Source organism: Acinetobacter sp. 228, assembly GCF_048147885.1.
Genome location: NZ_JAYWYV010000470.1, coordinates 1 through 1,141 on the forward strand (window position 1 = coordinate 1; position 1,141 = coordinate 1,141).

The following is a 1,141-nucleotide window of genomic DNA, read 5'->3' on the forward strand; positions in this document are numbered from 1 at the left end:
AAATGGACACCGTATTGCTATTGCTGTAGCAGAAGCGAATTTACCACCAGGTGTTGACACTCAAGCAGATCTTGATCGTTTAAATAATATGCCTGTTGAGTCTTTTGAGTAAGCGTTAATTTAATGAATCAGAATGTGACTTCTAAGGTTTATCCGTGGCAACAGACAATGTGGGAAACGTTAACAACACGTTTTCCTAATATTGGGCATGGCTTATTATTTTATGGTAAACAAGGTTGTGGTAAACATGCTTTTGCTAAGCATTTCTTAGCGTGGGTACTTTGTTTAAATAAACAACCTCAAGGTGCTTGTGGTGAATGTAGTAGCTGTCAATGGTTAAAATCAGATACGCATCCAAACTATGTTCATATCACGACAGATGAAGAAAATAAAAAACAGAATGCAAAAATTAAAATAGAAAAAATTCGAGATTTATTGCCATTTGTACAACAAACTGGTGAGGGATGGCGTGTTGTTGTTATTGAGCCAGCTGAAGCTTTAAATCTTGCATCATCAAATGCACTGCTAAAAACCTTAGAAGAGCCAGGTGAACGCGTCGTTTTAATCTTGTTGGCCGATCATTATTTGAAATTACCGGCAACCATTCGAAGTCGCTTACAGCATTTTGCTTTAGACCGTATTTCATATACAGAAGCCACATCTTATCTAAATGAACATTTAGCGGAAACAGCATCAGTACCAGCTGAATTATTGCTAGGTCTTTCTAATGATATGCCGTTGCAAGCAGTTGAAATTGCGACTAGTGATTGGTTTGCTAAAAGACAGTCTTTTTTAGAAGACTGGACTAAAGTTGTAAATCAAAAAAATATGCCTTTATTTTATTCGGCTAAATGGCAAAAAGAACTCAACTTTAGTGATTTTATGATGCTTCTTGAATACTTGTTAGGGGATTTAATTTGTGTCAAGCTCAATCAACCACAGAAAAATATAGATTTACAGTTCGATCAATTGGCGCAAAACTATAATTTAGAAAGTTTATTTAGTCTTTATGAGGAATTACAGCAATCTAAAAGATTGGTTGAACAGAATGTACAAACACAACTCATCATAGATCAACTTTTTATAAAATTAATGAACGTTTAAGGGGAACACTAATGCAACCACAAATGGGTGGAATTAT

The 1,141-nt window shown here is 35.1% G+C and carries 1 protein-coding gene and 1 pseudogene; both read left to right on the top strand.

Annotated features, from left to right (window positions below):
• Positions 1-112: pseudogene (locus VXQ92_RS19935) on the top strand (3-deoxy-manno-octulosonate cytidylyltransferase); the annotation flags it as partial.
• Between the two features lie 11 nt (positions 113-123).
• Positions 124-1,104 carry a DNA polymerase III subunit delta' gene (locus tag VXQ92_RS19940; protein ID WP_001075412.1) on the top strand — a complete coding sequence of 327 codons (981 nt, stop codon included), beginning with the start codon at positions 124-126 and terminating at the stop codon, positions 1,102-1,104.
• Positions 1,105-1,141: the final 37 nt, after the last annotated feature.